Source organism: Terrabacter sp. C0L_2 (genome assembly GCF_036352015.1).
Lineage (GTDB): Bacteria > Actinomycetota > Actinomycetes > Actinomycetales > Dermatophilaceae > Terrabacter > Terrabacter tumescens.
Genome location: NZ_CP143557.1, coordinates 1,315,187 through 1,340,645, shown reverse-complemented (window position 1 = coordinate 1,340,645; position 25,459 = coordinate 1,315,187). Strand labels below are relative to the sequence as shown.

26 protein-coding genes and 2 riboswitches are annotated in these 25,459 nt (G+C 73.5%); of the genes, 15 read left to right on the top strand and 11 right to left on the bottom strand.

What is annotated here, in order from left to right; translation table 11 throughout:
- Positions 1–23 precede the first annotated feature (23 nt).
- A complete protein-coding gene (locus U5C87_RS06265; protein WP_030202545.1) occupies positions 24–314 on the top strand; it encodes a DUF1905 domain-containing protein in 291 nt (96 codons plus the stop codon).
- Between the two features lie 9 nt (positions 315–323).
- Here the strand turns inward: U5C87_RS06265 and U5C87_RS06260 are convergent, their stop codons facing one another.
- The 5 genes from U5C87_RS06260 to cbiE all read right to left on the bottom strand — a co-directional run bounded on the left by U5C87_RS06260 (position 324) and on the right by cbiE (position 4,038).
- The gene (locus tag U5C87_RS06260; protein WP_330475760.1) at positions 324–731 is read right to left on the bottom strand and encodes a hypothetical protein; all 408 of its coding nucleotides are present in this window, start codon (positions 729–731) and stop codon (positions 324–326) included.
- Positions 728–1,492 carry a CbtA family protein gene (locus tag U5C87_RS06255; RefSeq protein WP_330475759.1) on the bottom strand — a complete coding sequence of 255 codons (765 nt, stop codon included), beginning with the start codon at positions 1,490–1,492 and terminating at the stop codon, positions 728–730. Before U5C87_RS06255 ends, U5C87_RS06260 begins: the two co-directional genes overlap by 4 nt.
- 22 nt (positions 1,493–1,514) lie before the next feature.
- Positions 1,515–1,721 (bottom strand): CbtB domain-containing protein, encoded by a 207-nt coding sequence (locus U5C87_RS06250; protein WP_330475758.1) that lies wholly within the window; start codon positions 1,719–1,721, stop codon positions 1,515–1,517.
- A gap of 31 nt (positions 1,722–1,752) precedes the next feature.
- Positions 1,753–1,928, bottom strand: a riboswitch (cobalamin riboswitch).
- Between the two features lie 50 nt (positions 1,929–1,978).
- Positions 1,979–2,752 carry a cobalt-precorrin-4/precorrin-4 C(11)-methyltransferase gene (locus tag U5C87_RS06245; protein WP_330475757.1) on the bottom strand — a complete coding sequence of 258 codons (774 nt, stop codon included), beginning with the start codon at positions 2,750–2,752 and terminating at the stop codon, positions 1,979–1,981.
- Complete coding sequence (cbiE, locus tag U5C87_RS06240) at positions 2,749–4,038, bottom strand: precorrin-6y C5,15-methyltransferase (decarboxylating) subunit CbiE (protein WP_330475756.1); 1,290 nt, start codon at positions 4,036–4,038, stop codon at positions 2,749–2,751. Before cbiE ends, U5C87_RS06245 begins: the two co-directional genes overlap by 4 nt.
- Before the next feature lie 178 nt (positions 4,039–4,216).
- On the opposite strand from cbiE, the gene U5C87_RS06235 reads away from it, so the two are divergent.
- The 8 genes from U5C87_RS06235 to U5C87_RS06200 all read left to right on the top strand — a co-directional run bounded on the left by U5C87_RS06235 (position 4,217) and on the right by U5C87_RS06200 (position 12,675).
- Positions 4,217–4,879, top strand: coding sequence for a hypothetical protein (locus U5C87_RS06235; RefSeq protein WP_330475755.1), 663 nt, complete (start codon positions 4,217–4,219; stop codon positions 4,877–4,879).
- A gap of 31 nt (positions 4,880–4,910) precedes the next feature.
- Positions 4,911–5,357 (top strand): hypothetical protein, encoded by a 447-nt coding sequence (locus U5C87_RS06230; RefSeq protein ID WP_330475754.1) that lies wholly within the window; start codon positions 4,911–4,913, stop codon positions 5,355–5,357.
- A 25-nt stretch (positions 5,358–5,382) separates the two neighbouring features.
- Positions 5,383–5,508, top strand: a riboswitch (cobalamin riboswitch).
- A 57-nt stretch (positions 5,509–5,565) separates the two neighbouring features.
- Positions 5,566–7,620 carry a VWA domain-containing protein gene (locus U5C87_RS06225; protein WP_330475753.1) on the top strand — a complete coding sequence of 685 codons (2,055 nt, stop codon included), beginning with the start codon at positions 5,566–5,568 and terminating at the stop codon, positions 7,618–7,620.
- The gene (gene cobO, locus U5C87_RS06220; RefSeq protein WP_229675090.1) at positions 7,620–8,231 is read left to right on the top strand and encodes a cob(I)yrinic acid a,c-diamide adenosyltransferase; all 612 of its coding nucleotides are present in this window, start codon (positions 7,620–7,622) and stop codon (positions 8,229–8,231) included. The genes U5C87_RS06225 and cobO overlap by 1 nt, the downstream gene beginning before the upstream one ends.
- Positions 8,228–9,652, top strand: a complete 1,425-nt coding sequence (locus U5C87_RS06215) for a cobyrinate a,c-diamide synthase (RefSeq protein WP_330475752.1) — start codon at positions 8,228–8,230, stop codon at positions 9,650–9,652. The genes cobO and U5C87_RS06215 overlap by 4 nt, the downstream gene beginning before the upstream one ends.
- Complete coding sequence (cobC, locus tag U5C87_RS06210) at positions 9,649–10,719, top strand: Rv2231c family pyridoxal phosphate-dependent protein CobC (RefSeq protein ID WP_330475751.1); 1,071 nt, start codon at positions 9,649–9,651, stop codon at positions 10,717–10,719. The genes U5C87_RS06215 and cobC overlap by 4 nt, the downstream gene beginning before the upstream one ends.
- Positions 10,709–11,719: a uroporphyrinogen-III C-methyltransferase gene (cobA, locus tag U5C87_RS06205; protein ID WP_330475750.1), complete on the top strand. Its 1,011-nt coding sequence runs from the start codon at positions 10,709–10,711 to the stop codon at positions 11,717–11,719. The genes cobC and cobA overlap by 11 nt, the downstream gene beginning before the upstream one ends.
- Positions 11,716–12,675 (top strand): cobalamin biosynthesis protein, encoded by a 960-nt coding sequence (locus tag U5C87_RS06200; RefSeq protein WP_330475749.1) that lies wholly within the window; start codon positions 11,716–11,718, stop codon positions 12,673–12,675. Before cobA ends, U5C87_RS06200 begins: the two co-directional genes overlap by 4 nt.
- Here U5C87_RS06200 and U5C87_RS06195 read toward each other — a convergent pair.
- The 5 genes from U5C87_RS06195 to U5C87_RS06175 are packed head-to-tail and all read right to left on the bottom strand — an operon-like array spanning position 12,641 to position 17,096.
- On the bottom strand, positions 12,641–13,105 hold the full coding sequence (locus U5C87_RS06195) for an MOSC domain-containing protein (protein WP_330475748.1): 465 nt from the start codon (positions 13,103–13,105) through the stop codon (positions 12,641–12,643). The two genes, U5C87_RS06200 and U5C87_RS06195, sit on opposite strands and share 35 nt — an antisense overlap.
- A gap of 9 nt (positions 13,106–13,114) precedes the next feature.
- On the bottom strand, positions 13,115–14,923 hold the full coding sequence (locus U5C87_RS06190; protein ID WP_330475747.1) for a SulP family inorganic anion transporter: 1,809 nt from the start codon (positions 14,921–14,923) through the stop codon (positions 13,115–13,117).
- 29 nt (positions 14,924–14,952) lie between these two features.
- Complete coding sequence (locus U5C87_RS06185; protein ID WP_330475746.1) at positions 14,953–15,690, bottom strand: cobalt-precorrin-6A reductase; 738 nt, start codon at positions 15,688–15,690, stop codon at positions 14,953–14,955.
- A 2-nt stretch (positions 15,691–15,692) separates the two neighbouring features.
- The gene (locus tag U5C87_RS06180) at positions 15,693–16,628 is read right to left on the bottom strand and encodes a MerR family transcriptional regulator (protein WP_330475745.1); all 936 of its coding nucleotides are present in this window, start codon (positions 16,626–16,628) and stop codon (positions 15,693–15,695) included.
- A gap of 3 nt (positions 16,629–16,631) precedes the next feature.
- On the bottom strand, positions 16,632–17,096 hold the full coding sequence (locus U5C87_RS06175; protein WP_330475744.1) for an SRPBCC family protein: 465 nt from the start codon (positions 17,094–17,096) through the stop codon (positions 16,632–16,634).
- A gap of 147 nt (positions 17,097–17,243) precedes the next feature.
- On the opposite strand from U5C87_RS06175, the gene U5C87_RS06170 reads away from it, so the two are divergent.
- Genes U5C87_RS06170 through U5C87_RS06145 form a run of 6 tightly spaced genes read left to right on the top strand, consistent with a single transcriptional unit; the run spans position 17,244 to position 24,085 of the window.
- Positions 17,244–18,524, top strand: a complete 1,281-nt coding sequence (locus U5C87_RS06170; protein WP_330475743.1) for an NAD(P)/FAD-dependent oxidoreductase — start codon at positions 17,244–17,246, stop codon at positions 18,522–18,524.
- Complete coding sequence (locus tag U5C87_RS06165) at positions 18,521–19,276, top strand: DUF1365 domain-containing protein (protein WP_330475742.1); 756 nt, start codon at positions 18,521–18,523, stop codon at positions 19,274–19,276. Before U5C87_RS06170 ends, U5C87_RS06165 begins: the two co-directional genes overlap by 4 nt.
- A complete protein-coding gene (locus U5C87_RS06160; protein ID WP_330475741.1) occupies positions 19,273–20,583 on the top strand; it encodes a cyclopropane-fatty-acyl-phospholipid synthase family protein in 1,311 nt (436 codons plus the stop codon). The genes U5C87_RS06165 and U5C87_RS06160 overlap by 4 nt, the downstream gene beginning before the upstream one ends.
- On the top strand, positions 20,583–21,944 hold the full coding sequence (locus tag U5C87_RS06155; protein WP_330475740.1) for a cryptochrome/photolyase family protein: 1,362 nt from the start codon (positions 20,583–20,585) through the stop codon (positions 21,942–21,944). Before U5C87_RS06160 ends, U5C87_RS06155 begins: the two co-directional genes overlap by 1 nt.
- A gap of 19 nt (positions 21,945–21,963) precedes the next feature.
- Entirely contained in the window at positions 21,964–22,683 is a 720-nt protein-coding gene (locus tag U5C87_RS06150; RefSeq protein WP_330475739.1) for a CPBP family intramembrane glutamic endopeptidase, read from the top strand.
- Between the two features lie 4 nt (positions 22,684–22,687).
- Positions 22,688–24,085, top strand: a complete 1,398-nt coding sequence (locus U5C87_RS06145) for a tryptophan-rich sensory protein (RefSeq protein ID WP_330475738.1) — start codon at positions 22,688–22,690, stop codon at positions 24,083–24,085.
- A gap of 9 nt (positions 24,086–24,094) precedes the next feature.
- Here U5C87_RS06145 and U5C87_RS06140 read toward each other — a convergent pair whose 3' ends face one another.
- Positions 24,095–25,324 carry a lipase family protein gene (locus U5C87_RS06140; protein ID WP_330475737.1) on the bottom strand — a complete coding sequence of 410 codons (1,230 nt, stop codon included), beginning with the start codon at positions 25,322–25,324 and terminating at the stop codon, positions 24,095–24,097.
- Positions 25,325–25,459 lie beyond the last annotated feature (135 nt).

The window sequence follows — 25,459 nt, the reverse complement described above, 5'->3', positions numbered from 1 at the left end:
AGTGTGCCTGCCATCCTGTCGGCATGGAGCTGGATTTCGAAGGATCCGTCTACCAGTGGCGGGGACCATCGCCCTACTTCTTCGTGCGCGTCCCGGAGCCCGAGGCCGAGGCACTGCACGACGTCGCCCACGTCAGCTACGGCTGGGGCATGATCCCCGTGACCGCACGCGTGGGTCGCACCGAGTGGACGACATCCCTGTGGCCCAAGGACGGCGGCTACATCGTCCCCCTCAAGGACGCCGTGCGCCGAGCCGAGGACATCGAGGACGGCGACGTCATCGGCATCGGGCTCGACGTGCGCGCCGACCTGTGACGCGACGCGTCAGACCGCCGACCAGGTCAGCGACAGCCCGCTCGGCGCGAACGCACGCTCCGCGACCTCCGCACCGGGCTCGGCGACACCCGGTCCACCCTGCCTGACCCAGCCGCTGATCGCGTCGACCGACCCGTCGTCGAGGACGGCGCGCACCCACACGGGGCGACCTCCCGCCCGGCGCCCCACGGCGGACGGCGTCACGACGACGACGTTCGACTCGTCGCACGCGAGCAGGCACCCGCTGCGCAGCACCCGAGCGCGTCCCCGGGTGCCGACCTCGAGGCGGGCGAGCAGCCCGTCGTGGTCGACCCCGGGGTGTTTGCTCTCCGTGCCGCAGCAGCAGTCCCGGCACACGCGCACGATGCACGTGCGCTCGGGATCGTCGTCAGGACAAGGGCTTTCGTATGCCGTCACGCCGGCACGGGCGCGCCAGTGTCCGCACGCACGTCGTCGGGTCGGGCGGCACCGGCCCGCTCCAAGAGCAGCCCGAACGCGAGTCCGAGCGTCAGCCACAGGGCAGCGAGCTGCGCGAGGGATGCGAGACGGAAGTCCCAGACCAGGTCGGCCGGCACGTCGGGGGGCACCTGGTCCGGCGTCCCTGGCACGAAGGCCATCACGAGTCCGACGAGGAGGACTACGGCCGCGATGTCGAGGGCCCAGCGCGTCGACGGCGCCGTCACGCGTCCGGCCAGCCACCTGTCGAGAGCCGGCACGACGACCGTGATCGCCACTCCGAGAAGGAGGGTGACGGCATACAGCATCGTGCGTCGTCCGACGGTCGACGGGTCACCGACGGCGGGTGGGTTGGCCGGGATCTTCAGCGCCGGAAGGAGACTCACCGCTGCGAAGCCGATAGCGGCCAGCACGAGCGCGCGACCGAAGTCACCGCTCCCCGGCAGCCGGTCCCGCATCCGGGCGAAGACGACGGCGAACACGACACCGACGGCCACGCCGACGACGACTGCGGTGACGGCGCCGCCGACGACCTGCGCGGCACGCGACACGAGGGGCTCGTCGCCGCCGTGCATCGGCAGGCCGGCGGACTGTCCCCCGTGCATCCCGCGCCGGTCCTCGATGACGAGGGCCCGACGGATGACCGGTTCGACGACGAGCCAGATGACGACCGCGGCCGCGAGGCCGGCGAGCACGCCGGCAAGGACCCCGCGCCGAAGCACGGAGCCGAAGCTCAGACCCACCTCAGTGGCAGGGGACGCCGAGAGCGTGACGCGCGTCGTGCGTCAGCTCGTGGAGCATCTGCGCAGCAGGTGCACTGAGCAGCGCACCGTTCTCCTGCGAGACGAAGTAGAGGGCGAAGACCGCGAACGCGAGCAGGGCCCATGCCCAGACGGGGACGCGGACGGCGGAGACGGACTGGGTGGCGGGAGCCGATGCAACGGTGGTCATGGCGAATTGACCCTTTCTTTCCATGCCTCGTGGACAGATCATCGCCGCAGCCGGTCTCCTGGCTTCCAGATCGTCACGCCTCCCCAGCCTTCCCGGCGACCTGAGGTCACCAGTGGCGAACGATGGGGTCTTGCTCCCTGGTCACAGTGGCGAGGACCACGTCGGAATCACACCGACTTCCCGTGCACTGCGGCACTCGCATCCTGACACAGCCGATGGCCCGGCGCCATGGGGACCCGCCGCCCGGGCCGAAACCCTCACTCTCGCGGCGTGTTTCGCGCAAGGCCCCTGATGCGTGTGCCGTAGAGGTGCGACTCGACGAAGTCGTCGCTGTCGCGCGCGCCCAGGGCGTGGCCCACGAGGATGACCGCCGCCTGGCGCAGACCGGCGTCCTCGACCCGGTCCGCGATGTCGCCGACCCTGCCCCGCAGGACGAGCTGGTCGGGCTGCTCGGCGTTGGCGACGACGACCACGGGGCAGTCGTCTCCGTAGTCCTCGACGAGGGTGGCCATGAGCTCGCGCGTGCGGCGGATCGCGAGGTGCAGCACCAGGGTGGCCCGCGACCGGGCGAAGTGCGCCAGCGACTCCGTCTCGGGCATCTGCGTGGAGTCGCGGTGCGCGCGCGTCAGCACCACCGACTGGGCCACCTCGGGCACGGTGAGCTCGCGCCCGACGAGCGCCGCCGCGGCGGCGTAGGCAGGCACGCCCGGCGTGACGTCCCACGGCACACCGGCCCGGTCGAGCCTCCGCGTCTGCTCGGCGATCGCGGAGTAGAGCGACGGGTCGCCGGAGCACAGACGGGCGACGTCGTGACCGGCCTCGTGCGCGCGCACGCAGCGCTCGGTGATGGCGTCGAGGTCGAGGTGCTGCGTGTCGACGAGCTCGGCCCCGTCGGGGCAGTGCGCCAGCACCTCGGCCCCGATGTACGTGCCGGCGTAGAGACAGACCTGCGACTCGCTGACCATCCGGACGGCACGAAGGGTGAGCAGGTCGGCGGCACCCGGGCCGGCTCCGATGAAGTGCACGGTCACGACTGGTCCTCCGGATCCGATTGGGGCACAGGCTTCTCCACCGACCACTGCACGATCGATCGGGCTGGCTTCCAGCCGTGGAGGTTCCCGATGGTGTCGAGGTCCTCGACGGCGATCCTCGTCATCGACCCGCCGAGGCGGCCGCGCGCCTCGTGCAGCAGCACCTCGGTCTCGACGGTGACGCCGTGGACGACGAGCCGCCCTCCCGGCGCCAGCGCCTGCCAGCAGGCGTCGATGAGGTCGGCGCTCGCCCCGCCACCGACGAAGACGGCGTCGGGCCGCGGCAGCGTCGCCACGGCGTCCGCGGACGCGCTCTCGACAACGCGCAGCCCCGGCACCCCGAGAGCTCGTGCGTTGCGGCGCACCCGCTCGGCCCGGACGGGGTCGCGCTCGACGGCGTGCACCTCGTTGCGCGGGTGCTGGCGGGCGAACTCGATGCCGACCGACCCGGCACCCGCCCCGAGGTCCCACAGCACGTCGCCCGGCTGGGGCGCCAGGTGCGCCAGCGCGGCGGCCCGCACCACCCGCTTGGTCAGCTGCCCGTCGTGGTCGTATGCCGTCTCGCCAAGTCCCGGGACGAGCGACCTCGCGCTCCTGCCGGGGTGCGCCTCGCACTCGACGCAGACGAGGTGCAGCCGCGGCGCCGGGCCGCCGTCCCACGAGGCGGCCAGCCCGTCGGCCCGCGACTCGTCCGGGGACCCGAGGTCACCGAGCACCGTGAGGCGGCTGCCGGCATACCCCTCCTCGACGAGCAGGGAGGCGACGCGGGCCGGGGCGTCGGCACCGGACGTCAGGACGACGAGCCGGGCGCGTGGCGCGAGGTCGCGTCGCAACCGGTCGAGGTCCCGACCGACGAGGGTGACGACGTCGGACTCCTCTGCGGCCCAACCCATCCGGGCTCTGGCCAGGGCGACCGACGAGACGCCGGGGTGGATGCGCACGGCGTCCGCGCCGAGCTCGCGCAGGAGGGTGGAGCCGATCCCCGACACGAGCGGGTCACCGCTCGCGAGCACCACGACGCGCTGGGAGCCGAGCTCGGCGAGCAGGCCGCTCAGCCGAGGGAGGAGGGGTGACGGCCACGGCACGAGCCGACGGTCGGGCCGCGCCTCGAGCATGGCGAGGTGCCGCTCGCCCCCGATGACGACTTGGGCCTCGTCGACCAGCCGCCGGCACGTGGCATCCAGCGAGTCGACCCCCGACGCGCCGACCCCGACCACCTCGAGCACCGGTGGACGGCCCGCCGTCACCGCACCGTCGATGCTGCTCGCGTCCTGGATCGAAGCCACGCCGGTGACCCTAGCCGGGTGTTGCGGACGCTGCTCCTGCCGTCCCGGCGTGAACCTCTCGGCAAAACGAGATGTCCGTTTCGCGCCGCAGGGGCGACTACATCCTCCATGATGGGCTCCGGGTCCACTGGGGGGTGGGCCGTCACGGAGATATCCCTGGGGGACGGGGCCAGTCAGCATGCACACGAACTTCTCGACCACGGCTGCGCGCGAGTCAGGCGCGCCGCACTGCGACGCGTCCCCGGGACGCCGCGGCCTCGGCACGCAAGCCGACGTGGCGGACGCGCTCGCGCGCCTCGACTCCGGCGCGGACCCCCATGCCCAGGTGGCGGTCGAGGTCGGCACCCCGGCCTCGGTCCTGCTGCACCACGGCTGGGTCGACCGCACCAGCACGATCGTCGTCGACCTCGGGGCGCAGGGGATCGACCTCGTCGACGTCGACGTCGCGTTCCTGCCCGCGACCGTCGCCCGGCTCACGATGCTGCAGCCGCGCCCCCTGCTCGAAGGCCGTGCAGGCCCCGTCGACCGCAGCGACCTGGACGCGCTCGTGGGTCCCGCGCCGTCGGACCGCCCGAGGCCCGCGGCCGACGTCGCGAGGGCGGCCGGTCGGTGGCCGGACGTCGCGCAGAGCCTCCTGACGGGGGCGTGGCGACTGTGCGTCGTCGACGTCGCGGACAGCCGGACGGGCAGCACGCAGACCGAGCAGCTCAGCTGGCTCGACACCCCGGCGGGCCTGCTGCGGGTCGACGGCTACCCCCACGCGCCGGTCCTGACCGGCACGTCGGCGGAGAGCATCTGGGAGTCGCTCGTCGCGACGCTGCCCGCGCACCGCCGCGCGTAGGATCGCCCTCGCCGACGACACGACAGGGGCGATGGTCATGCACCGCACGGGCGTCGTCCCTGGTGCACTCGACCGGTCCGCAGGGCTCCTCGTGGACTACGCCCTCGTGGTCGTCGCCGTGGCCCTGCTCGGACTCGTCGTCTGGTCGCGCCTGGGCCGCACCGACGCGGCCCGCTGGTGGGTGAACGACCGCCTCCAGGAGTCCGCGATCCTCTTCTGGCTGCCGGGCGTCGCGCTCGTGCTCGCAGCGACCGCCGGGCTGCGCGGCTACGACGACGGGGCCCAGAAGGGCGCGCTCGCGTTCGTCCCGCTCCTGCTCGTCGGGCTCGTCATCAGCCTGTGGGGCGGCCTCTTCCTCCCTGCGCCGCGCTGGTACGTGCCCCGGTGGTCGCTGGAGGCCCGGTCGCCGCGCCTGCAGGTCCGCATCATCGGCGACCGCCGTGGACCCGACCGCCCTCGACCCGACCGCCAGGGCTGACACCGCCGCGCCGCGCCGCCCGTCGTCTGGCAGACTGCGCGATGGCGACTGGAGAGGAATCCGGTGCAAATCCGGAGCGGTCCCGCCACTGTGAACCTCAGACCACCCGGTCGGGGGAAGCCAGGGCATCTCCCGTCGCTGGTCGCGCCCGCCGGGCGCGTCCGGTCCACCGACGCGGGCGAGGCACCCGCAGGAGGCTCGCAGTCCTATGCGCGACGGCTCGAACGACTCGAAAACCCTTGTCCGGCAGGACTCCCCACCTGACACCTTCCCCTTCTCGGCGGTCGTCGGCTCGGAAGACCTGGCCCTGGCGCTCGTCCTGACCGCGGTCTCGCCGGATGTCGGCGGCGTCCTCGTGCGCGGCGAGAAGGGCACGGCGAAGTCGACCATGGTGCGCGGCCTCGCTGCCGTGCTGCCGCACCAGCAGGTCGTGGCCGGCTGCCGTTTCGGCTGCGCGCCGGGTGACGGCGCCGGGTGCCCCGACGGTCCCCACGCCGACGACTCCGGGATCGACCGGCGCCCCGCACGCCTGGTCGAGCTGCCGATCGGCGCGACCGAGGACCGCGTCGTCGGGTCGCTCGACCTCGAGCGGGCGCTGGGACGCGGCGAGACGGCCTACCAGCCCGGCCTGCTGGCGGCCGCGAACCGTGGCATCCTCTACGTCGACGAGGTGAACCTGCTCCACGACCACCTCGTCGACCTGCTGCTCGACGCCGCGGCGATGGGCCGCAACACCGTCGAGCGCGACGGCGTCTCGGTGTCGCACGCGGCCCGCATCGTGCTCGTCGGCACGATGAACCCCGAGGAGGGCGAGCTGCGCCCGCAGCTGCTCGACCGGTTCGGGCTGACCGTCGAGGTCGCCGCCCCTCGGGAGCCCGCGCTGCGCGCCGAGGTCGTACGCCGTCGGCTGGCCTTCGACGGCGACCCGGCTGCCTTCGTGGCCCGGTTCGAGGACGACCAGGAGGCACTGCGCCGACGCATCGCCGACGCGCGCTCACGCGTGGGCGCCGTGACCCTGACCGACGCGATGCTGACGAAGATCGCCACCGTCTGCGCCGGGTTCGAGGTGGACGGACTGCGCGCCGACATCGTCACCGCTCGCGCCGCCGTCGCCCACGCCGCCTGGTCCGGGCGCACGAGCGTCACCGTCGCCGACGTCCGCGCCGCGGCGCGCCTGGCCCTGCCGCACCGCCGCCGGCGCAACCCCTTCGACTCCCCCGGCCTCGACGAGGACCTCCTCGACCAGCTGCTCGGCGACGACGAGCCGGAGCCCGACCCCGATCCCGACCTTGATCGCGATCCGGGCGACGACAAGGGCGACGGCGAAGGCGGGACCGACGGCGAGGCGCAGCCGAGCACGTCGGACGAGCAGCCGCAGCGGGCCGACGGAGGCGACCGGGGCGACGACGGTGGGACAGCGCCGACGGAGGCTCCCGCCGGCGCGCCCGCGACGGCCGGCGTCAGTGCCGCGGACGATCCCTACCGCGCGAGGCTGCTGCGCGCCAAGGGCATCGGCCACGGCGACCCCGGTCGCCGCTCGGCAGCCCTGACGAGCACCGGGCGGCGGGTCGGCTCGACGAGCGCCCGCACCGGACCGGTCCACCTGCCGGCGACGATCCGTGCCGCCGCCTCGCGCCGGCGGGACACGCACCGGCTGCGCGTGCTCCCCGGCGACCTGCGCCGGTCGGTGCTCCAGGGCCGCGAGTCCAACCTCGTGCTGCTCTGCGTCGACGCGTCCGGCTCGATGGCCGCGCGCAAGCGCATGGAGGCGGTGAAGTCAGCCGTGCTCTCGTTGCTCCTCGACGCCTACCAGCGCCGCGACAAGGTGGGCCTCGTGACGTTCCGCGGCGCGGGCGCCGAGCTCACCCTGCCCCCGACCGGCTCAATCGACATCGCGGCCCGGCGGCTGCGCGACCTCGCCCACGGCGGACGCACGCCGCTCGCGGAAGGGCTCGAGACGGCATACGACACGTTGCGGGTGGAGCGGCTGCGCGACCCGAACCGGCGGGCGCTGCTCGTCGTCGTCACCGACGGCCGGGCCACGAGCGGCCCCGATGCGCTGGCGCGGGCTGCTCGCACCGCGGGGGTGCTGCGGCACGAGGGCGTGGAGAGCGTCGTCGTCGACTGCGAGTCGGGGCGCTTCCGCCTCGGGCTCGCCGCCCGTCTCGCCGAGCACCTCGGTGCCGAGCACCTGGCCGTCGGCGAGCTCGCGGCCTCCGCCATCGTCGACGCGGCGCGGGCGAGCACCGGGCGGGCCGCCTGATGCGCGGGCAGCCGACGACCGTCCCCGAGGACGGCCTGACCACCCGCCAGCGACGCAACCGGCCGCTGGTCATCGTCAACACCGGCGACGGCAAGGGCAAGTCGACCGCGGCCTTCGGTCTCGCGCTGCGCGGCTGGAACCAGGGCTGGTCGGTCGGGGTGTTCCAGTTCGTCAAGAGCGCGAAGTGGCGCATCGGCGAGCAGACCGCGGTCGAGACCCTCGCCGAGCTGCACCGCGAGACCGGCAGGGGCGGCCCGATGGAGTGGCACAAGATGGGCGCCGGCTGGTCGTGGACCCGCAAGGAGGGCACCGAGGACGACCACGCCGAGGCGGCTCGCGAGGGGTGGGCCGAGATCAAGCGCCGGCTCGCCGCCGAGACGCACGGCGTCTACGTCCTCGACGAGTTCACCTACCCGATGGCGTGGGGCTGGATCGACGTCGACGACGTCGTCACGACCCTGCGGGACCGCCCGGGGCACCAGCACGTCGTCATCACCGGGCGCCGTTGCCCTCAGGCCGTGCTCGACCTCGCCGACCTCGTCACGGAGATGACGAAGGTCAAGCACCCGTTCGACGCGGGCCAGAAGGGCCAGCGGGGGATCGAGTGGTGAGCACCTCTCTCCCCCGCCTCGTCGTGGCCGCCCCCGGCTCGGGACACGGCAAGACCACCGTCGCGACCGGACTCATGGCGGCCCTGCGCGCCCGCGGTCTGGGCGTTTCGGGCTTCAAGGTGGGACCGGACTTCATCGACCCCGGCTACCACTCGCTCGCGACCGGACGCCCTGGCCGCAACCTCGACCCGTTCCTCTGCGGGCACGACCGGGTGGCACCCCTGCTCGCCCACGGCGCCGCTGCCGACGGCCCGACCGACGTCGCCGTCGTCGAGGGAGTCATGGGCCTGTTCGACGGGCGCATCGGGGGCGACGGCTACGCGTCGACGGCGCACGTCGCCACGTTGACGCGCACTCCCGTCGTGCTCGCGCTCGACGTCAGCCACATGACGCGCACGGCGGCGGCGATCGTCCACGGCCTCGCGACGTTCGAGCCCGGCGTGCGCGTCGCCGGGGTCGTGCTCAACAAGCCGGCGTCCGGTCGGCACACGCGCGAGGTGTGGTCGGCGCTCGAGGCCACCGGCGTCCCAGTGCTCGGCGTGCTGCCGCGCGATGCGGGGATCGAGGCGCCCTCGCGGCACCTCGGGCTCGTCCCGGCGGCGGAGCGCGACGAGGCAGCCCGCTCGGTGCGCCTGCTCGCCGAGCGGGTGGCCGAGCACGTCGACCTCGACCACGTGCTCGCGATCGCGCGGTCGGCCCCCGACCTCGCCGAGGCCGCGTGGGACCCGGCAGCCGCTCTCGGGGACGCCGCGCGACCTGCGACGGGCGCCCACCGCCCCGTCGTCGCCGTGGCCGGTGGGCGCGCCTTCACCTTCCGCTACGCCGAGACCGACGAGCTGCTGCGGGCGGCCGGGCTCGACCCCGTCGTCTTCGACCCGCTGCACGCGCGGTCACTCCCGGCCGGCACCGCGGGCCTCTACCTCGGCGGCGGCTTCCCCGAGGTGCACGCGGCCGAGCTCTCGGCGAACGCCGCTCTGCGACAGGACATCCTGGCCGCCGTCCAAGCGGGCCTGCCCACCGTCGCCGAGTGCGCCGGCCTGCTCTACCTCTCCCAGTCGGTCGACGGCCACGAGATGGTCGGGGCCGTCCCGACGGTGGGGACGATGGGACCGCGCCTCACGCTCGGCTACCGCACCGCCATCGCGCCGGCTGACTCGCTGCTCGGCCCGGCCGGCACCCGCGTGACGGGCCACGAGTTCCACCGGACGACAGTCGAGTCCGACGACCGCTCGGGCTCGGCGGCGTGGCTGCTCGACGGCACCCCCGACGGCTTCGCGCTCGACCCCGCCGGCACCGGCCGCGCGACGCTGCACGCCTCCTACCTCCACACCCACTGGGCGGGCCACCCGCAGCTCGCAGTGCGCTTCACCGAGGCCGTGCACGCGTATGCCGTGTCGACCCACCACAGGAGGGCGTCGTGAGCGCGGCGTCGGGTCTCGTCGACCTGCACCACCACGGCGACCGCGACACCGCCCCGGGGCTCGTCGACCTCGCGGTCAACGTGCGGCTGCCCGCTCCCCCGCCGTGGCTGGCCGACGTCGTGGCCGACTCGCTGCGCGACCTCGGTCGCTATCCCGACCCGGCCCCGGCCACCCTCGCCATCGCGCGGCGGCACGGGGTCGACCCCGCGTGCGTGCTCCCGACGGCCGGTGGGGCCGAGGCGTTCACCCTCGTCGCCCGCGCCGTGCCCGGGGCAGAGCCGGTGGTCGTCCACCCCCAGTTCACCGAGCCCGAGGCCGCCCTCGGCGCGGCCGGTCGAGCGGTGTCCCGGCACGTGCTCCGGCGCGAGGACGGCTTCCGCCTAGACCCTGCCGTTTTCGGACCTGGGGGTGAGCACGCCGGCGCCGACCTCGTCGTCGTCGGCAACCCGACCAACCCGACGGGCGTGCTGCACCGGGCCGACGACCTGCGCGCGCTGCGCCGGCCGGGACGCGTCGTCGTCGTCGACGAGGCCTTCATGGACGCCGTGCCCGGTGAGCCCGAGTCGCTCGTCGCTCCCGACCTCGACGGGCTGCTCGTCATCCGGTCGCTGACCAAGACGTGGGGGCTGGCCGGGCTGCGGGCGGGCTACGTCGTCGGCGACCCGACCCTCCTGGCGAGGCTGCGCGCCGTGCAGCCGCCGTGGTCGGTGTCGAGCCCGGCGGTGGCGGCCACGGTCGCCTGCCTGTCGGCCCGTGCCGTCGCGGAGGCGGAGGCCGCGGCCCTGGCGTACGCCGCCGACCGGGACGTCCTCGTCCGCGAGCTCGCGGCCGCCGGGCTGACCACGGCGGCACCGTCGCACGCTCCCTTCGTCCTCGTCGACACGAGCCCGCTCGGCACCGGATCGGTTCGGGAGGACCTCGCCCGGCTGGGGTTCGCCGTCCGGCGGGGTGAGACCTTCCCCGGGCTCGGGCCCACCTGGGTCAGGATGGCCGTCAGGGACCCCGAGACCTCGAGAGCCGTCGTCGCGGCCCTCGCCGACCTGAGGAGACGTCGCCGTGTCGCCTGAGCTGAGCTTCTCCGGACTGTCGGTCCTCATCGCGCGCGTCGCACCCCACTCGGTCGCGACCGTGCACGCGCTGCTCCGGGACGGTGCGCGCGTCACCGTGGCCGCCACGCTCGAGGGCCTGCCCACCTCGCTGCGCGACCTCGCCGAGCGCGGGCTCGTCACCCTCGACCCGGCAGCCGACCCGACGGGCCACGACGTCGTCCTGCGTGGCGACGTGTCGACCGCACCCGTGCCGACCCCGGAGACCGCTGCAGCTCAGGGCGGCTCCGCCGTGGGCACCGTGACCCTGCTCGGCGGGGGCCTCGGCGACCCCGGGCTGATGACCGTGGCCGGCATCGAGGCCGTCCGGGTCGCCGACGTCATCGTCCACGACCGACTCGCACCCCTGAGCGTGCTGCGTCACGCCCGGGACGACGTGCAGGTTGTCGACGTCGGCAAGATCCCTCGCGGGGACTTCACACCACAGGAGCGCATCAACGAGATCCTCGTCGAGCACGCCCTCGCCGGCCGGAACGTGCTGCGCCTCAAGGGTGGTGACAACTTCGTCTTCGGTCGCGGTGGCGAGGAGGCGGAGGCCTGCGCGGCGCACGGCGTCCCCGTCGTCGTCGTCCCGGGCATCTCGTCGAGCATCGCGGCCCCCGCCCTGGCCGGCATCCCGGTGACGCACCGCGCCCTCGTGCAGGGCTTCACCGTCGTCAGCGGTCACGTGCCTCCGGGCGACCCCCGCAGCACGCTCGACTGGGGCGCCGTCGCGCGCAGCCGCACGACGATCGTCGTCCTCATGGGGGTCGCCACGCTCGGGGCCGTCGCCGAGACGCTCGTGGCCGAGGGCCTCCCGCCCGGGACCCCCGCGGCGGTCGTCGCCGACGCCGGGCTGCCGAGCATGCGCACGGCCCGCGGCACGCTCGCCGACATCGACGCCACGTCCCGCCGTGAGGGCCTCGGCGCCCCGGCGGTCGTCGTCATCGGCGAGGTCGCGGCACTCGACGTCCTCCGATGAGCCGCGCCCTGGGCCTGGCGCTGGGCTGGGCGCTGGACCAGGCGATCGGCGACCCACGGCACTGGCACCCGGTGGCCGGGTTCGGCTCTGTCGCAATGGCGCTCGAGCGGAGGACGTATGCCGCCTCGCGCGCCGCCGGCGTCGCCCACGTGGCGCTTTTGGTGACGTCGACGGCCGCCCTCGGCGTCGTGGCCGAGCGGGCGACGCGGCGCCGTGGGCCGGCCCGCACCCTCGTCACCGCGGCCGCGACGTGGGCGGTGCTCGGAGGCCGCTCGCTGACCCGTGAGGCAGCCACCATCGACGGGCAGCTGCGCCGCGGAGACCTCGACGCAGCCCGCGTGCAGGTGCGCAACCTCGTCGGCCGCGAGACCTCGACGCTCGACGCCGACGAGGTCGCCCGCGCCTGCGTCGAGTCGCTGGCCGAGAACACGTCCGACGCCGTCGTCGCGCCGCTGCTCTGGGGTGGCCTGCTCGGCGTCCCGGGACTGCTCGCCTACCGCGCCGTCAACACCCTCGACGCGATGGTCGGCCACCGCAACGAGCGGTACCGCGAGTTCGGCTGGGCGGCAGCCAGGCTCGATGACGTCGTCAACTGGGTCCCGGCCAGGGTCGCAGCGGCCCTGACCCTCGCGAGCAGCGGCTCCCGAGAGCGTGCAGCGCAGGCGCGGGACACCATCCGGCGTGACGCCCCGGCCCACCCGAGCCCCAACGGCGGTGTCGTCGAGGCCGCCTTCGCCGGGGTGCTGGGGGTGCGCCTCGGCGGGTCCAACACCTACGACGGACGCACCGAGGACCGCGGCACGCTGGGCACTGGCCCGGCGGCGGGCGTGCTGGAGATCGACCGTGCCAGCAGCCTCGCGCGACGTGTGTCGGCCGGCTCGCTCGCCGTGGCGGTCGCAGTGGCAGTGGCCGTCGAGGCGCTCAGCCCGAGAGGTCGACCTCGTCGCCGACGCTGATCGTCCCCGAGGTCAGCAGCCGGAACACCGTCCCGGCCCGTGCGTGCAGCGCTCGCGCGGCGCCCGGCCCGAGGTTGTCGTCGAGCAGCCGGCACGGCGCGGCGATGCGCACGACCTCGAGCTCGACGTCGCCGATGGTGATGCGCTCCCCCGGCCTCGTCGGGATCGTCCCGCCAGAGATCGTCAGGTTGCGCCGCGTCAGGCCCGGGTCGACGGGCCGCCCGAGGTCCGCGGCGGCCGCCTCGAGCTCGGGCAGCGCCTGGATCGTCACGTGCCGGTGCTTGCTGCCGTGGTAGCGGTCGCCGACGAGCCCGGCCCCCGCCTCGGCCTCGACGCTCGGCACCGAGCGCGTCGGCAGGCGGCGCCCCTTGGCGACGTGGATCGCGACGACGGTCGGCGTCGGGTCGCCTGACTCACGCTCGGTGTCCATGCCGCAAGGCTAGGCGTCGGGCTCCGGCGGGGTGGGCTCGGGCTGCGCCGGCACGGGCGGGATGCGCAGCCCCGGCGGCCCCGAGCCGTGCTCGCGCTCGTACCACGCGGCATACGCGGCGACGGCGGTCGGCAGGGTCGGGAAGATGAGGTCGGCACCGACCTTCTCGACGAAGCCGCCGGCCTCGAGCGAGATCCGCATGTCCTCCTTGACCCGGGCCATCGCGAAGCGGATGCCCCGCGCGGCCAGCGTCGAGCGCAGGGTCTCGAGGGCGTCCACGGCCGTCAGGTCTACCTCGGTGTTGGCCTCGGCGTTGAGCAGGAACCACTCGACCTGCCCATGCCCCGAGGCCGTGTCGACGACCTCGAGCGCGCGCTTGACGAAGTCGTCGGAGTTGGCGAAGAAGAGCGGTGAGTCGTAGCGGTAGACGACGAGCCCGGGCACCTGGACGGCGTTCGGGTGGTCGTCGATGTCGTGCATGCCGGCGACGTCGGGCACGTAGCCGAGCACGCCGTCGTGCGGGTGGACGATGCGTCGCAGCAGGTCGAGGACCGACAGCGCGATCGCGGCGCCGATCCCGGGCAGCACCCCGAAGAGCAGCACGGCCGCCGTCGTCGCGAGCGCCAGCACGAGCTCGCTGCGCCGGAACGCCGCGATCCGCCGCAGCTCGGCGACGTCGACGAGCCGCACCGCGGCGAAGACGACGACCGCACCCAGCGCCGCGGTGGGGAAGGCGCCGATGACGGGCCCGAGCCAGAGCAGGGTCGCGACGACGAGGACGAGCGAGACGAGCGAGTGCAGCTGGGTGCGCGCCCCCATCGCGTCGGCGATGACGGTGCGGCTGCCGCTCGAGCTGATCGGGAAGCCCTGGAGCAGACCGGAGGCGACGTTGGCGCCGCCGAGCGCGAGGAACTCCTGGTTGCTGTCGATGCTCTCGCGGTGGCGCGCGCCGAACGCCCGGCCGGTCAGGACGTTGTCGGAGTAGGCGACGACGGCGACCCCGAGCGCCGCCGGCAGCAGGGCCCAGACGTCGACGTCGGCGACGTCCGGCAGCCTGACGGCCGGCAGCCCCTGCGGCACCGCACCGACGACGTGCACGCCGGCTCGCTCGACGAGTCCGCCCGCCCAGACGACGACGGTCGCTCCGAGCATGGCGATGAGCGGCCCGGGCCAGCGCGGCGCGAAGCGCTGGAACGCGAAGAGCACCGCGAGCACGCCGAGCGCCAGCCACAGCGTCGGGAGGTGGACGTCGCCGAGATGCGTGACGGCATACCTCAGCTCCTGGAGGAAGGAGTCGCCCACGACCTTCAGCCCGGTCACCTTGCCGATCTGGCTGACGATCATCAGCGCGGCGATGCCGGCCATGTAGCCGACGAGGACGGGCTTGGACAGCAGGTCGGACAGGAAGCCGAGCCGCGTCACGAAGCCGACGACGCAGAGGAGCCCGACGGCGATCGCGAGTAGCGCGGCCATCTCCTGGCGCATCGCGAGCCCGCCGCCCGCGGTGACGAGGGCGCCGACGCCGGCCGCGGTCATGAGCGCCGTCGTCGACTCGGGACCGACGGACAGCTGCCGCGAGGAGCCGAGCACGGCGTAGACGAGCAGCCCCGGCCCGACCGCCCACAGGCCGGTGACGGCCGGGAGCCCGGCCACCTCGGCGTACGCGAGCACCTGCGGCACGAGGTAGGCGGCGACGGTGATCCCGCCGAGCACGTCGCCGCGCAGCCACACGCGGTCGTAGTGGCGCAGCACGGCTATGCCGGGGAGCAGCCGCTCCCACCGCGCGCGTTCGTCGTGTCCCGCCGGCCCCGCCGTCACGCGACGAACGTACGTGACGACGTATGCCGTCAGGCGGGTTTCGCGCCCACCGCTCCGAGTGCGTCGTCCACCGTCGCGACGACGCGGATCCCCTCGGGGACCGGCGGGCGGCGGACGACGACGACGGGGACGCCGAGGTCGTGCGCGGCAGTGAGCTTGGCCTCGGTGAGCGCACCGCCCGAGTCCTTGGTCAGGAGCACGTCGATGCGGCGGCTCTCGAGCAGGTCGCGCTCGCCGGCGTAGGGGTAGGGGCCGCGGGCTCGGAGCACCTCCCACGACGCCGGGACCTCCCACTCGGGCGGGTCGACGACGCGCGCCAGGACGTAGCGGTCGTCCCACCCGGCGAAGGCGTCGAGCTGCTGGCGCCCCGTCGTGACGAACGGCCGGACCCCGAGGCCCTCGGCGGCGACGCGGGCGGCCTCGATGTCCTCGACCCACGTGAACGAGCCCGCCAGGGGGTGCATCTCCCAGCCGGGACGCTGGAGCCGGACGATCGGCACGCCGACCCGGTCGCACGCGGCGACGGCGTTGCCGGTGATCTGGGCGGCGAAGGGGTGGGTCGCGTCGACGACGTGGTCGAAGGAGCCGTCGACGTAGGCGGCCAAGCCGTCGACGCCGCCGAAGCCCCCGGTGCGCACCTCGCCGACGGGCAGGGCCGGAGCACTGACCCGCCCGGCCAGGCTCGACACGACGACGTCGCCGCGCTCGACGAGCCGGGCCGCGAGGTCCCGGGCCTCTCCCGTGCCCCCGAGGACGAGGACCCGCACGCTCAGGCGGGGATGCGCAGGCGGCGCGTCATCTCGCCGACGGCGACGGTGATGGAGTGGCCGAGGTGCACGCAGGTGCCGGTGATCTCGTTCTGCTGGCTGCCGCCGAGCCCGATGACGACCTCGGGGTGCGCGCGGCTCACGGTGTCGACGATCTCCTGGGCCATGGCGATGTCGATGTTGCGCGGCACGGCCATGACCATTCCGGCCGCCCGTCGGGCCTCGATGGCGCGCAGCCAGTCCTCGGCAGGCAGGTCGGCGCCGACGTAGACGGTGGCGAAGCCGGCCCGGCGGGCCGCCACGGCGAAGGCGAGCAGCCCGAGCTCGTGGCGCGAGCCCGGCGGCAGGCCGATGAGCAGGGTCGGGCCGTCGACCCGGCCGGACGCGGCCTCGTAGGCGGCCGCGAGACGTCGCTGCACGGCATACGACACGAGGTGCTCGCCGGCCACGGTGAGCCGGCCGTGCGCCCACGCGTCACCGACGAGGGCCAGGGTGGGCATGAGCCAGTCGTCGACGACGTGCTCGAACGTGCCGAGCGCGAACCGGGCGTCGAGGACGGCGGTCGCCGACGCGGAGTCGAGCCGCTCGGCCGCCCGGATGAAGGCCTCGGCGTCCTCGGACTGGTAGCGGCCACCCGGGCGCAGCGGGGCCACGCGCGAGCTGCGGCTCTCGCGGTCGCCGCGACCGAAGGGCACCTCGCGACCGGCGGCGTCGCGGCTCGAGAGCCGGCGGATGGTCTCGGCGGCGGCCTCGCGGGCCGACCACCCCTCGTTGACGAGGGAGTTCATGATGGCGAGGGCGCGGACGTCCTCGGGGCCGTAGAGGCGGTAGCCGCCGTCGGACCGCTGCGGGCTGACGACGCCGTAGCGACGCTCCCACGCGCGGAGGGTGGCGACGCTGATCCCGGTCAGCTCCGCGGCACGTTTGATGGTGTACATCGGCTACCCCAACCTGTTCAAGGCGTCTCGCATGCCCTGCTCGGCCTCGTCGCCGAGCTTCTTGAAGGCCGGCGCGAGCAGGGGGGCGGCGAGCTTGGCCACGCCCTTGAACTCGAAGTCGGCGCGATAGGTGACGGTCGTGCCCTCGGCGGCGGCCCCGCCGTCGCCGGCGCCGCCCGTCACGGTGCGCACGAAGGTCATCGTGTCGTTCGCGACGACCGTGGCGTTCTCTCCCCGGAGCGCGAACCGCTCGCCCGGCACGTGCTCGATGACGAGGTAGTCGAGCTCGGTCTCGCGGCCCAAGAACTTCGACACGTTGCGGTAGCGCGTGCCGAGGCCGCCGTCACCGGAGACCCGTTCGGTGCTCACGGTGCCCGGGTCCCACTCGGTCGTGTTGGTGAAGTCGCTGAGGTAGGCGAAGACGCGATCCACGGGCACTCCCACGGTGACGCTGCGCTCGATCTCCATGCCTTCTCCAACCTTTGACAGACCTTGAACAGCCACTCTACGGTGTGGACGAAGGATGGACAACGCGCGCCGCGCATACTGTTCTCCTCCAATCCGGTCGGGGCATCGCGCCGAACCACACGGGACCACATCAGCCAGGAGGCCTCGGTGACTCGACCGAACCGATCCGACAGCACCCGACCCACCGCCGCCGTCATCGGCGCGGGCGTCTCGGGACTGACCGCAGCCCATGTGCTGAGCAGGACCCACGACGTCACGCTGTACGAGAGCGACAGCCGCATCGGCGGTCACGCGCACACCCACGACGTCGCCGGGCGCGACGGCAGCCTGCGCATCGACAGCGGTTTCATCGTCCACAACGAGAAGACGTACCCGCACCTGCTCCGTCTCTTCGCCGAGCTCGACGTGCCGACCCAGCCCACCGAGATGAGCATGAGCATCACGTGCCAGGGGTGCGGGCTGTCGTATGCCGGGGGCCGCGGTCCCAAGGGCATGTTCGCCCAGAAGCGCCGCCTCGCCGACCCGCGGTTCGTCAAGATGCTGAGCGACGTGCCGCGCTTCCACAAGGCCGCGCACGCCCTCCTCGCCGACGAGTCGCAGAACCCCACGTGGGGCGAGTTCCTTGCGACGCAGGGCTTCTCCGACTACTTCGTGCGCCACTTCGCGATCCCGCTCGTCGCCTGCGTGTGGTCGTGCGGCGACCTCGACGCGTCGTCCTACCCGGCCCGCCACCTCTTCCGGTTCCTCGACCACCACGGCATGCTGACGGTGACGGGTTCGCCGACCTGGCGCACCGTCACCGGCGGGTCGGCCACCTACGTCGACCGGCTCGTCGCGCGACTGCCCGACGTGCGCAAGGAGAGCCCGGTGACCGCGGTGACGAGGCACGACGACGGTGTCGACGTGCTCGTGCGCGACGGGCAGACCGCGACCTTCGACCGCGCGGTGGTGGCCACCCACGCCGACTCGGCCCTCGACCTGCTGGCCGACGCGACGCCCGACGAGAAGCGGGACCTGTCGGCGATCCGCTACTCCCGCAACGAGACCTGGCTGCACCGCGACTCCTCGGTGCTGCCGAAGCCGCGCCAGGCCAAGGCGTCGTGGAACTACCGCATGCACGCGTGCGACGCCCCGGCGCCCGACGTCACCGTCAGCTACTGGATGAACCGCCTGCACGGCATCACCGACGCCGACGACCACGTCGTGACGCTCAACCCGGCCGGCACCGTCGACGAGTCGCTCGTGACGGCGCGGATGTCCTACGACCACCCGATCTTCACCCAGGAGGCGGTCGAGGCCGCGGGCCGCCTGCGGGGCGCGGGTGGCGACCGCCTGGCCTTCGCCGGCGCGCACCTCGGCTGGGGCTTCCACGAGGACGGATGCCGCTCGGGCGTGGAAGCCGCCGAGTCGTTCGGGGTGCGCTGGTGACGGCCGTCCTCACGCCGCCGCAGGTGCCTGCCCTCGTCGACGGCACCGTGGCGCACTCGCGCCGCACGCCGCTGCACCACAGCTTCACCTACGGCCACTACCAGTGGCTCGTCGACCTAGACGAGCTGCCCCGACTCGCTTGGCCGGCAAGGCTGCTCGCCCGGTTCGATGCGCGCGACCACCTTGATGGCGGTCGGCTGGGCGGCGGCATCCGTGGTGACGTCGAGCGGTTCCTCGCCGCCCGTGGCGTGACCTTGGCCGCCGACGACCGCGTGCTCATGCTCGCCAACGCGCGCGTGCTCGGCCACACCTTCGACCCGCTCAGCGTCTTCTGGTGCCTGCGCCCCGACAGCTCGCTGCTCGCCGTCGTCTTCGAGGTGCACAACACCTACGGGGAGCGCCACGCCTACCTCCTCGACGTCGAGGACGACGGCACGGCGTCCGTCGCCAAGGCCTTCTACGTCTCGCCCTTCAACGACACGAGCGGGGAGTATGCCGTCCGCCTCGTCCTGCGACCCGACGCCGTCGCCGTGACGGTGGGCCTCGACCGCGGTGGCGAGCGCATCATGACCGCCGTCACCCGTGGCGCTCCGGAGCCCGCCACGACCCGCTCCCTGCTCCGACTCGTCCGCCGTCACGGCCTCATGACCCAGAGGGTGACGGCCCTGATCCGGGTACACGGCATACGACTGTGGTTGCGTCGCCTGCCCGTGATGCCCCGCCCCCACCACCCCGAGGAGGCCGTCCGATGACCGCCCAGTCCACCCAGCCCGTCCCGTCGCCCGTCTCGCCGACGCTCTCGATGGCCCAGCCGATCTGCCTGCGCCGGCCCAGCCTGCGGGTCCTCTGCGTCCGTGCCCGCTTGGCCCGCACCATCCTGGCGCAGGTCGCCAAGCGCGTGCCGGTCGACGTGGTCATGCCCGACGGGTCCCTGCTCGGCGGCGGCATGCGCCAGGCCGGCCGCCCGGGCCTGCAGATCGTGCGCCCGACGGCCCTCTTCGAGCGCCTCGCCCACCACCCGAAGATCGGGATCGGCGAGGCCTACATGGCCGGCGACTGGAAGGCCGCCGAGGGCACCGACCTCGCCGAGCTGCTCATGCCGTTCGCCGAGCGGATGACGACGGCCGTGCCGGCCGGCTGGCTGCGGCTGCGCGGCTTCGTCGACCGTCGCATCCCGACGATCCAGAACAACTCGCTGCTCGGCTCGCGTCGCAACATCGAGGCGCACTACGACCTGTCCAACGACCTCTTCGCGACCTTCCTCGACGAGACGATGAGCTACAGCTCGGCGATCTTCGACGAGGACCAGCCGCTACGCACGCAGTCCTTCGAGGAGGCCCAGCTGCGCAAGGTGCACGCGATCCTCGACATGGCCAAGGTCGGCCAGGACAGCCGCGTCCTCGAGATCGGCACCGGCTGGGGCACGCTCGCCCTCGAGGCCGCCCGCCGCGGCGCCACGGTCACGAGCGTCACGCTCTCCAAGGAGCAGGCGGCGCTGGCCCGTCAGCGCGTCGCCGACGCCGGCTTCACCGACACGGTCGACATCCGCATCCAGGACTACCGCGAGGTCGAGGGCGTCTACGACGCCGTCGTCAGCGTCGAGATGATCGAGGCCGTCGGCGAGGAGTACTGGGAGACCTACTTCCGCACCATCGACGAGCGCCTGGCGCCCGGGGGCATCGCCGCGATCCAGGCGATCCTCATGTCGCACGAGCGGCTCATGGCCACGAAGCACTCGTACGGCTGGATCCAGAAGCACATCTTCCCCGGCGGGCTCATCCCGAGCCTGCAGGCGATGAGCGAGACGACCGACGCCGCGACGACACTGCGCATGTCGGCCGTCGAGGCCTTCGGCACCGACTACGCCGAGACCTTGCGCCGCTGGCGCGAGACGTTCCTCGCGCGCTGGCCCGAGGTCAACGCCCTCGGCTTCGACGAGACGTTCCGTCGCAAGTGGGAGTTCTACCTCGCCTACTGCGAGGCGGGCTTCGCGACGGGCTACCTCGACGTGGCGCAGGTGCGCTTCGAGCGGGAGGGCGCCGCGGTCGCGGCCTCCTGATGGCTCCGGCGACGACGTCGATCCTGTGGTTCCGGCGCGACCTGCGCCTGAACGACCATCCGGCGCTGCTCGCCGCCGTCGACTCGGCCTCGCACGTGCTGCCGGTCTTCGTGCTCGACCCGCGCCTGCTCGAGCACGAGACCCCGCGCACGCGGCGGCTGCTCGCCTCGGTGGCGTCGCTGTCCAAGGACACGCGCGGCGCCCTCGTCGTCCGCCGCGGTGACCCGGTCGAGGTCATCCCGAAGCTGGCGAAGCAGGTCGGCGCGACGCAGGTCCACGTCTCGCGCGAGACGACGCCCTACGGCCGTCGCCGCGACGAGGCCGTCGAGAAGGCCCTCGCCGACGACGGACGCGAGCTCGTCGCGACCGGCACGCCGTATGCCGTGGGGCCGGGTCGCATCGTCAACCAGTCCGGCTCGCCCTACAAGGTCTTCACGCCGTTCTCCAAGGCGTGGCACCAGCACGGCCGGCCGGCACCGGCCGACCGGCCCAAGCGCATCCCGTGGCTGCGCGACGAGGTGCACAGCGACCCGCTGCCGAAGACGCCCTCGGGGATCGAGGCCGGCGAGGCAGCCGCGCTCAAGCGGTGGGAGAGCTTCCTGCGCGACGGGCTGACGGCATACGACAAGCAACGCGACCGACCCGACCTCGACACGACCTCGCGACTGTCGGCGCCGCTGAAGTACGGCGAGATCCACCCGCGCACGATCCTCGCCGACATCGCCGCGCACTCGGCCGGGCGGTCGCAGGCGGCGGGCACCTTCGTCACCGAGCTGATCTGGCGCGAGTTCTACGCCGACGTGCTGTGGCACCAGCCGGACTCGGCGTGGCACGACCTGCGGGGCGAGCTCGCCAAGCTGCCCTACGACTCCGGCGCCGAGACCGACCGGCTCGTCGACGCGTGGCGCGAGGGTCGCACGGGCTACCCGATCGTCGACGCGGGCATGCGCCAGCTCCTCGAGGAGGGCTGGATGCACAACCGGGTGCGGATGATCACCGCCAGCTTCCTGACCAAGGACCTCCACGTGTGGTGGCCCGTCGGGGCGCAGCACTTCCTCGACCACCTCATCGACGGCGACATCGCCAGCAACAACCACGGCTGGCAGTGGGTCGCGGGCACCGGTACCGACGCCTCGCCCTACTTCCGCGTCTTCAACCCGGTGACGCAGGGCAAGAAGTTCGACCCGGACGGGGAGTACGTCCGGCGCTGGGTGCCCGAGCTGCGCCACCTGAAGGGCAGCGCCGCGCACGAGCCGTGGAAGCACGACAACGGGTACGACGAGAAGTATCCCCAGCCGGTCGTCGACCACGACGACGAGCGCAAGGAGACCCTGGCCCGCTACGAGCGCGCCCGACGCTGACGACCGGAGGAGACGAGACATGCGGGGCCCCGTGGCCGAGCTGCGCGCGTTCGTCAACGCGGCGCTCATCGAGAAGGTGGACCGCGACCACCACGACCCCGACGACGTCTTCCAGCGCCGCCAGGTGGTCGTCGCGATCACGTTCGTCGTCGGCACCGCCGTGCTCGCGTGGGCGCTCCGGATCACGCCGGGCGACCCGCTCTTCTACGTCGCGACCCTGGCGCTGGCGGCCGTGTGGCTCGTCGGCGCGCTGCTGTCCGGGCCGCTGCACGCCGGCTGGGGGCACACGCGTCGTGGCGAGCCGGCCCGGCCCATCGTCCAGTCGCTCGTGCTCGGCGTGCTGCTCCTCCTCGTCTTCCTCGTCGGGGCGCTCGTCGTCGCGCGGATCCCCGTGCTGCGCGAGCCGGTCGACCAGCTGCTCGACCACGCCCGGTTCGGCGCCTTCGCCGCGGTGCTGGCCATCACGTTCGTCAACGGTGTCGTCGAGGAGCTCTACTTTCGCGGCGCCCTGTATGCCGCGCTCCCCCGCCACCAGGTGACCCTGACGACGGTGCTCTACGCGCTGACCACCGTGGGCAGCGGCATCCCGCTGCTCGTCCTCGCCGCCGCCGTGATCGGCCTCGTGACCGCGCTGCAGCGCCGCGTCACCGGTGGCTTCCTCGGCCCGATCATCACGCACGTCGTGTGGTCGACCGGGATGCTCGTCCTCCTCCCACCCGCCCTCGAGCTGACCAGGTGATCCGATGACCTCCTCCCGCACCGCCCTCGTGACCGGAGCCTCCGGCTACATCGGGGGGCAGGTCGTGCCACGGCTGCTCGACGAGGGCTGGACGGTGCGCGTGCTGACCCGCCACCGCAGCTCGATGGACGGCAAGCCGTGGGCCGACCGGGTCGAGGTCGCCGAGGGCGACGTCGGCTCGGCCGACGACATGCGCCGGGTCCTCGAGGGGATCGACGCCGCCTGGTACCTCGTGCACTCGATGGACGACAAGCCCGACTTCGCCGAGCGGGACCGCGACGCGGCGACGATCTTCTCCGAGGCGGCCAAAGATGCCGGGGTCTCGCGCATCGTCTACCTCGGCGGCCTGCACCCCGACGACGACGTCCTCTCGCCGCACCTCGCCTCGCGCGTCGAGGTCGGGCGCATCCTGCTCGACTCGGGCGTGCCCACGGCGGTGCTCCAGGCCGCGGTCGTGCTCGGTGACGGGTCGGCGTCGTTCGACATGCTGCGCTACCTCACGACTCGGCTGCCCGCGATGGTCGCGCCGAAGTGGCTCGACAACAAGATCCAGCCGATCGCGATCGACGACGTCGTGACGCTGCTCGTCGGCGCCGGCAGCCTGCCTCCCGACGTCAACCGCACCTTCGACATCGGCGGTCCCGAGGTGCTGACCTACCGCGAGATGATCGGGCGCTTCTCCGACGCGACGGGGCGCCGTCGTCCCATCGTCGTGACCGTGCCGGTGCTGACGCCGCGCCTCGCGAGCCACTGGGTCGGGCTCGTCACGCCGATCTCGGCCGGGCTGGCCAAGCCGCTCGTCGGCAGCCTCGTCCACGAGGTCGTCGCCAAGGAGAACGATCTCGTGAACTACGTCGACGTGCCCGGCGGCTTCATCGACTTCGACACCGCCGTGCGGTCGGCGATGCGCACCGCGAAGCCCGACACGGCCATGCGCAACCTCGCCCTGACGAGTGCCGCGACCGTGGCGACCGTCGTCGTGGGCAGCCTTGCCACCAAGCCCGACTCGACGTGGTACCGCTCGCTCGACCTGCCCGACTGGCAGCCGCCGACGATCGCCTTCCCGGTCGTGTGGACCGCGCTCTACACCGACATCGCGGCGAGCTCGGCGACCGCGCTCAACGCGTACGACAAGGCCGGCGACACCAAGGGCCGCGACGCCTACCTCAAGGCGTTCGGCACCAACCTCGCGCTCAACGCGGCGTGGAGCGTCCTCTTCTGGCGCTCCCGCAGGCCGTGGGTCGCCGCGGCCGAGGCCGCCCTGCTCACGGCGAGCTCCGCCGACCTGGCGCGGCGCGCCGGCACCGCCAGCAAGGGGGCCGGGATCGCCCTGTCGCCGTATGCCGCGTGGTGCGGTTTCGCGACCGCCCTCTCGACCGCGATCGCTCGCCGGAACGCCTGACGCCGCCGCTCAGAGCCACCAGCAGTCGGAGACCTGCGGGAGACCGGCGACCCGAGCCTCGAGGAAGGCGTACTCCTTCGCGAACGACGGCACCGCTCCCCCGACGTGGGTCGGGGTGACGTTGGCGGAGAAGGCGACATTCGCGCCGCGGGCGCACCAGTCGTGGGCGAGACCTCGCCCCACGGCATACGGGATGACGTCGTCGAGGACCGAGTGCGTGAGCAGGACGGGCACGGCGGGCTTGAGCCGGCCGATGCGCTGGTCGGCGATGATCGAGCGGAAGGGCTCGGCGGCCGCGAGCTCGGTCAGGGAGCGACCGTCCTTGGTGAGGTCGCTCGAGCGCGTGAAGGCGTGCAGGGCGATGGACTGACCGACGCACTCGCCCTTGACGGCGTCGATGACCGACGTGCCGCGGGCGTTCAGGAAGCTGTCGAGGTCGAGGCCGTAGGCGGCGGACTGGCCGGCGACGGCGTAGAGCGCGAAGGCGGAGTAGAGGCTGCCGTCCAGGTGCGCGGCCACGGCGCCCAGCTCCGCCGGGACGGCTCCGGCCACGGCGCCCCTGAGCTTGAGCTCGGGCGCGTAGGTGGGCGCGAGCTCGGCGGCGGCAGCGCTCGCGCCACCGCCCTGGCTGTAGCCCGCGAGCATGACGGGTCCGGCGGTGGGCAGGCCCGTGCCGGGGAGCCGCTGGGCCGCACGCACCATGTCGAGGACGGCGTGGGCCTGCGCCTCACGGACCATGTAGGTGTGGGTGCCGGGTGTGCCGAGGCCCTGGTAGTCCGTCATGGCGACGGCATAGCCACGCGCGAGCAGGCCTGAGACGAAAGCGCCTTCGTACTCCGAGCCGGCGGCGAGCTGGCGGCTCGGTGCGCACTGGTCGCCCATGCCCTGGGTGCCTGCCGCGTAGCCGATGACGGGACGCTGACCTACGCCGATCCACGGGACGGTCGGGACGAGGACCGTGCCGGTGACGGCGACGGCGACGCCGCTGCGGTCGCGGGTCGCGTACATGACGCGGGTCGCCCGAGCGGTCGAGCGGATGGTGCGGAGCGGGTCGAGGTAGAAGGTCATCGACTCCGCCTTGAGCACCGTGCCGGGCGCAGCGGAGACGGACGACGGCGGGTCGTAGAACCCGTCCGCCCGGGCCGTCGTGAACGGTGCCATGACCGCGGCGACGAGGGCGAGGACGACGACACCGACGATGCGGCGGGTCCGGGGCAGGCGGAGGGTCGATCGAGGCATGACGGCAGGCTCCTCGGGCAGCGGGACGGCGTCGGTGGCGTCCACTGGCCAGTAACCTACTGGCGGTAACCACGCCTGTCGCGGCGAGATCCGCGCGCCCGCGAACGCTCTTGGTGTTGCTAGGGGTGTCTAGCG